The following is a 5,667-nucleotide window of genomic DNA, read 5'->3' as shown; positions in this document are numbered from 1 at the left end:
CCTGCTCCTGCGGGCCGCGCCGCCCTATCGGGATTACCGGATATTCGTCAGCAATGGTGAAATTCTCGGCATGATGGGTCGTTGCGCCGACGGCTGGATCACCAATATCGCCCGCGGCGCGAAGGCCGAGCCGGTCGTCGGGCCGCTGCGCCCGAAGCTTGCCGAACTTGCGCTTGCCGCCGCCGCCGCCGTTGGAACCGACTTTGCGGGCATCGATATCGTACAGGGATGCGAAGGCAATCTTCTCGTACTGGAAGTCAACAGCATGCCGGCCTGGACCGGCTTGCAATCCGTTGTCCCCGTCCGCGTCGCCGATTGCATCGCTCAGGCAATGGTCGCCCTTCTCAGTCCGGACGTAAAGGAAAGGCCCGCAGCATGACGCTGACGCGGCAAGAGATCATGGCAGCCTACCTGGACGCCTGCCGCGCCGAGATCGATGCCTTGAAGCCGGGCAATGTGCACCGCTTCGCAGACGGCCACCGGATGACGGCGGATCAATTCCTCCAAAGTGCGGCCGTCAGCTCGCTGTCGGTCACCGATCCGCTTGCATCGGTCGGTCAGCGTATTCTTCGTGCGGTAACTGCCACCCGCGAAAGCGTGGGAACGAACACCAATCTCGGTATCCTCCTGCTTTGCGCGCCGCTTGCCAAGGCGGCCGAGAGCACGTCTTGGGATTTCCGCAAGGGCCTCACGCAGACATTGGATGAAATGAATGCGGGCGATGCCCGCGACGTCTTCGCCGCAATCCGCCTCACGAATCCGGGAGGGCTCGGCAGCGCCGAAGAACATGACGTTAGAGACGAGCCGACGGTGTCTCTCGTCAACGCCATGGCCATGGCAGCCGACCGCGACATGATCGCCCGACAATATACGAACGGCTTTGAAGACATCTTCAACGGCGGCCTGTCGGCGTGGAGAGAAGCGGCCGCGCGCGGCGAAGAGGACATGTGGCCGACAATCTTCGTCTTTCTTTACTTCCTGTCCTCGTTTCCCGACAGTCATATCGGGCGCAAACACGGGACCGGTCTCTCTGTTGAAATTGCCAAAGAGGCCGACACGATACGCCGTCGGGTGATGGATGAGACGCGCTTGCCCAGCCGGGAAAAGATTCTGCTGGACTTCGACAGGCGGCTGAAGGACAGGGATATCAACCCCGGGACCTCCGCCGATCTCACGGTTGCGACGCTTTTTGTCCGTAACATGAAGTTCGGCTTGCATAATCGCAGCTTAGATGTTTGAATTTGGCCGGCGAATAAATCTTACTCGCTGCTATCTGGCCAACCGACCCAGTCAAGGGTGCTGCGAACAAGGATAGCTGTCCATCGAGCGTCGTGTCTCGTGTGGTACGGCTTCTTTGGACGAAACTTTTTGACCATACGGTACAAGGGAGGAATTGGCCGTGGCAAAGATTAGCAAGGTAATGGTTGGTGAATCACTCGTTGGCGAGGGAAATGAAGTCGCGCATATCGATCTTCTGATCGGACCGCGTGGAAGCGCCGTGGAAACGGCATTTTGCAATGCGCTCACCAACAACAAGGACGGGTTTACGTCACTTCTGGCGGTCATCGCCCCGAACCTGGCCTGCAAGCCGAATACGATATTGTTCAACAAAGTTACGATCAAGGGTGCCAAGCAAGCCGTGCAGATGTTCGGCCCGGCACAGCATGCTGTGGCAAAGGCAGTCCAAGACAGCGTAGCCGAAGGCATCATTCCCGCCGACGAAGCCGATGACATCTTCATCTGCGTCGGCGTCTTCATCCACTGGGAAGCAGAAGACGACGCCAAGATCCAGGATTATAACTACAGGGCAACGAAGGAAGCGATTGAACGCGCAGTCACCGGCAAGCCGACCGCGGCGGAGGCAACTGCTCAGCGCGACACCGTCAAGCATCCTTTCAGCGCCTAGACACGAAACAACCCCGCACAGGGCGAGCCCGCCGTAGAAACAGGCGGCCTGTTGCGCCGGTTGTCGAAGCTTTTAGGCTTCAGCGTTACGCCATCTTCAAGCGCCAATGGTTGAAATGGCAGTGCTTCGGCTTCACGATTGAGAGAAGAGGCAGAGCGCCTCTTCTCTTGAATTCCCCTAGCTCCCATTAAAGGCGGAGACGTCGGTTCCTGTAAGTTCGCCGCTATGCAGCGATGTTGCGACCAAGGCACCAGCAATGCCCATGTCACTCAGCCGTTCCAGGTCATTGACGTTGCGGATTCCGCCTGCGGCGATGATGTCGCGGTTTCCGGCGATGTCCTTGATTGATCGCAGGCGATCGAAGTCGGGTCCGCAGCGCGCACCCACTTTGTCGAGTGTCATCACGATCACTCGTCTCGGCCACAGGTCAGGCGTTGACATGATGGCGGGCGGCCCGAGGAAGGTATCACCGCGAAAGTCGAGGGAAAGGATCAGTCTCTGATGCGCACCGAACGCGCTGAGAACGTCGATACCGACCTGGCTTTCGGAACCCAGGACGGCAAGGATCTGCGCGTTGGCAAGCGCCTGCCCGACGTCCGTTGCGCTTCGAAACCCTGCATCGAGCCAGACGTCCGGCCTCGGCTGCAAAAGAGATAGAGGCCCGGCGGCTAAACAATGGCTCGAACCGCTCTCGATGGCATCGAGGTCGGCGACATAAAAGATCGAAAACGGATGGATTCGGCGCAAGCCGTCGGCGACATTGCTGATCGCCGGTGTCGCGCTGAGCGGCGTCTCGATGGGCCTATAGGTATCGCGCATGCCCATCTGCGCGCGTACCACCTGGCCGTCTTTGACGTCGAGAACGGGAATGATAAGCAATGGTCAAACCTCGGCAGAAACGATCACTCACATGAAAGCCGGAATGGTAGCAAAAGAAAAGCGAACAGTTATCGGCTGGGACATCGGTGGTGCGCATTTGAAGATGGCGCGGACCGACAATGGACAAATTACCCATGCCAGGACCCTCAAGGCGCCGATGTGGCTCGGGCTCGATCAGGTGCGCGATGCGCTGGATCAGTTCCGCCCGCTTTTTCAAGGCAATCCCATCCATGTCTTCACGATGACGGGAGAGCTGTCGGATGGCTTCCCGTCGCGAGATGCCGGTGTTCGCCATATCCTGGATTTCATCAAAGCGGAATTCGGCGGCGACGACCTGCAGGTTTATGGTGGCCGTGCAGGTTTCGTCGATCTTTCAGAAGCCTACGATCTCGGCCCCGATATCGCCTCGGCCAATTGGCATGCCACGGCTGCGTTGAGCGCCTCGATCAAAGGAGAAGGTCTTTTCGTCGACATGGGTTCGACGACCACCGACATCCTCGCGTTTCAGAACGGACGCCTCTGCAACAATGGCTATTCCGATGCGGAGCGTCTGTTGACCGGCGAACTCGTCTACACGGGCTTTACGCGCTCGGCGCTGATCGGCATTGCCGAAAGAGTTCCGGTGCGCGCCACGATGACGCCGCTGATGAACGAGTATTTTGCCAATACCGCCGATCTCGGGCGCATTCTCGGAACATTGGACGAGGCCGATGACCAATACCCCGCCGCCGACCGAAGAGCCAAGTCGCGCCATGGATCGATCGGCCGCATCGCTCGCATGGTCGGACGTGACGGCACCGATCTTAGCGAAGGCGAATGGATCGATGTCGCCCGCTGGTTCAGCGAGCACCAATTGCGCATGATCCACGACGGTGCGTTCCGGGTTTGCGGCAATGCCGCACTAAGCCCGGGCGCACCTGTGGTGGGCGCGGGGATCGGTCGCCCGCAGATCATGCAGCTCGCCAAACGCCTGGAGCGGCCCTACGTCGACTTCGGCATGCTCGTTCCAGCAGCATCGGACGAGATCCGCGATCAGGCAAGCAAGGCCGCGCCGGCCGCTGCCGTCGCGCTCCTGTGGTCGAAATCGTAAAACGCACTACGGACGAAATGCCGGACGGATCCCGTCAGTCTCCGCGCGAATCGACATTCACGCGCTCCATCAGCCAATCCCAGGCCTGCCGCTCGTCAGCACCGGCCGTCTTGTCGATTGCAATCGACAGATATGCAATCTCGGAATCGACCTTTTGCTTGGGCAGCATATGCAGTCTGCTCACCAGGATTGCCAGTTCGAGAACGGCTGCCTTGGCCCGGTTCATGCCTGTGAACGGGGCATGCGTGGCCTCAGCTACGATCCGGCAGAAATAGCGGGGGCGGATCTCGTCCTGCGTGACGGAAACGACCTGCAAAACGGAATGACTGAGCGCTGCCTCCAGTCGCGGGACAGGGCAATCTTGCACCGCAACCAGCGGCCATTCCCGCCGTCCGGTGAGACAGCCCGCGAAAATCCGCATGTCGTCCGTATAATTGGCAATGGCAAACGGCACGGCGGTAAGATTTTCGAGGGTTGTGGAGGGGCGGAACGGTGCAATGATCCATCCGTCATCCTGAGCGATGATACCAAGGGGCGCGATATGCACCCGGCCCTTGGCATTCACCGTCGTTACGATCGTTTCGCGAATGAAGCTCATGGGCCGCCCTTCTTTGCGCGCAGCGTGTGCCCGGCCACGGCAAGCCGTGTGCGGTCTTCGCCTGCGCCCGGGCTCGCCACGCCCCAGGTAAGCGGCTCGTCCTGCGAATAGCGTTTGCCGAGCTTCCAGGCGATTTCCGCCTTCATCAATTCCGCTCCCAGATAAAAGGCGTGCGCGCCATCCTGTTCGACATTAAGCACAGGAAAGAGGTCGAAGGCGTTGTCGCTCTTCCAGTGGCCGGCTTTGCTGAAGACATGGATGCCGTCAGGAGCAGTCATGATGCGAAAATTGGCGTCGCGCACGTCTTGCGCAAGCGCCTCGATATCGGCAATGGAGCTCGCAAAGGGCGCGCGGTCGTGTATTTGCAGGAGGGCTGCGTCATAGCCGCGGGGCAGCGCATGATCGTGCTTGGCGGCATACATGATGCGTCGCGCCCGGTCGTGTTCCTCCACCGTGCGCACGGTATGCGGGCTGACGTTGACGACCAGCACGTTGGCGATGGAAAGCTCCGAGCAAAGGCCCGCGAGGATGGCTGTTATTCCCGACGTGTCGGCGTCGGTCAGCTCGGTCAGGTTGCCGGTACCCATCATCATCTCGACGTCCGGCCAGCGGCGGCGAGCCTCGATGAAGCGTCCAAGCGAGGCGGCGAAGCCGAAATGGATTGGGTCGAGAACCGGATCGGCGATGAAGGATATCCCGGCGTTCTGCGCCGCCTCGATGGCACGGCCGAGAGAGAAAAGGTCGCCCGGCACGGCTGGAATGAGAACCGGTTTGACCTTGTGGCGGGCGGCAATTCCAATTGTCTTTTCGTTCAGGCTCAAAAGATAGTCGACGCCGGAGCGGGCGGCAAGTTCCAGTTCATCGGCGTTCGCTGAGTCCACGCTGACGCAAAGCCCCTCGGCCTTGATCCGCCCGATGGCTTCTTCCAGATGGGCAAAGGGCGTATCTGGAAGGCAGCCCAGGTCGATCACATCGGCGCCGCCGTTTGCGAGCGCACGCGCTCTTTTTAGCAGCGCCTCCAGCGACAGGGTCGATGCGTCGACGATTTCGGCGAAAATGCGCATCTCGTGGCGCGACAGATCCGGCGGCTTTCCCGCCCGGCCAAGGTAGACAGGCAGATCCGCCACCTCGTCAGGTCCGCGCACGAAAGGGATGCCGAACTCGCCGCTCAACCGTACCAAGCGGCATCAGAAC

At 60.2% G+C, this 5,667-nt stretch carries 6 protein-coding genes and 1 pseudogene; 4 read left to right on the top strand and 3 right to left on the bottom strand.

Annotation, left to right across the window (positions count from 1 at the left end):
* The 3 genes and pseudogenes from C9413_RS26705 to fae all read left to right on the top strand — a co-directional run.
* Nucleotides 1–379: pseudogene (locus C9413_RS26705) on the top strand (RimK family alpha-L-glutamate ligase); the annotation flags it as partial.
* Complete coding sequence (locus C9413_RS26700) at nucleotides 376–1,239, top strand: triphosphoribosyl-dephospho-CoA synthase (protein ID WP_040115774.1); 864 nt, start codon at nucleotides 376–378, stop codon at nucleotides 1,237–1,239. The pseudogene C9413_RS26705 and the gene C9413_RS26700, both read left to right, overlap by 4 nt.
* Before the next feature lie 160 nt (nucleotides 1,240–1,399).
* Nucleotides 1,400–1,906 (top strand): formaldehyde-activating enzyme, encoded by a 507-nt coding sequence (gene fae / locus C9413_RS26695; protein WP_040116633.1) that lies wholly within the window; start codon nucleotides 1,400–1,402, stop codon nucleotides 1,904–1,906.
* A gap of 177 nt (nucleotides 1,907–2,083) precedes the next feature.
* Here the strand turns inward: fae and C9413_RS26690 are convergent, their stop codons facing one another.
* On the bottom strand, nucleotides 2,084–2,785 hold the full coding sequence (locus tag C9413_RS26690) for a HisA/HisF-related TIM barrel protein (protein WP_040115775.1): 702 nt from the start codon (nucleotides 2,783–2,785) through the stop codon (nucleotides 2,084–2,086).
* Nucleotides 2,786–2,828: 43 nt separating this feature from the next.
* Between C9413_RS26690 and C9413_RS26685 the strand changes: the two genes are divergently transcribed.
* Nucleotides 2,829–3,875 carry a hydantoinase/oxoprolinase family protein gene (locus tag C9413_RS26685; protein ID WP_040116634.1) on the top strand — a complete coding sequence of 349 codons (1,047 nt, stop codon included), beginning with the start codon at nucleotides 2,829–2,831 and terminating at the stop codon, nucleotides 3,873–3,875.
* 34 nt (nucleotides 3,876–3,909) lie between these two features.
* On the opposite strand, the gene C9413_RS26680 is transcribed toward C9413_RS26685, so the two are convergent.
* Both C9413_RS26680 and C9413_RS26675 read right to left on the bottom strand, forming a co-directional pair.
* A complete protein-coding gene (locus C9413_RS26680; protein ID WP_040115776.1) occupies nucleotides 3,910–4,473 on the bottom strand; it encodes a DUF447 domain-containing protein in 564 nt (187 codons plus the stop codon).
* A complete protein-coding gene (locus C9413_RS26675; RefSeq protein WP_210263620.1) occupies nucleotides 4,470–5,654 on the bottom strand; it encodes a dihydropteroate synthase in 1,185 nt (394 codons plus the stop codon). The genes C9413_RS26680 and C9413_RS26675 overlap by 4 nt, the downstream gene beginning before the upstream one ends.
* Nucleotides 5,655–5,667: the final 13 nt, after the last annotated feature.

Source organism: Rhizobium sp. SEMIA 4085, from assembly GCF_013004495.1.
Classification (GTDB): Bacteria; Pseudomonadota; Alphaproteobacteria; order Rhizobiales; family Rhizobiaceae; genus Rhizobium; species Rhizobium gallicum.
Note: the sequence above shows the minus strand (reverse complement) of the source record. Positions and strands in the feature narration are given on the sequence as shown.

What these genes read in the sequence shown, in the direction of transcription:
- C9413_RS26700 (WP_040115774.1), top strand. Translation starts at nt 376, where the DNA reads ATGACGCTGACGCGGCAAGAGATCATGGCAGCCTACCTGGACGCCTGC.
- C9413_RS26685 (WP_040116634.1), top strand. Translation starts at nt 2,829, where the DNA reads ATGGTAGCAAAAGAAAAGCGAACAGTTATCGGCTGGGACATCGGTGGT.
- C9413_RS26680 (WP_040115776.1), bottom strand. Translation starts at nt 4,473, where the DNA reads ATGAGCTTCATTCGCGAAACGATCGTAACGACGGTGAATGCCAAGGGC.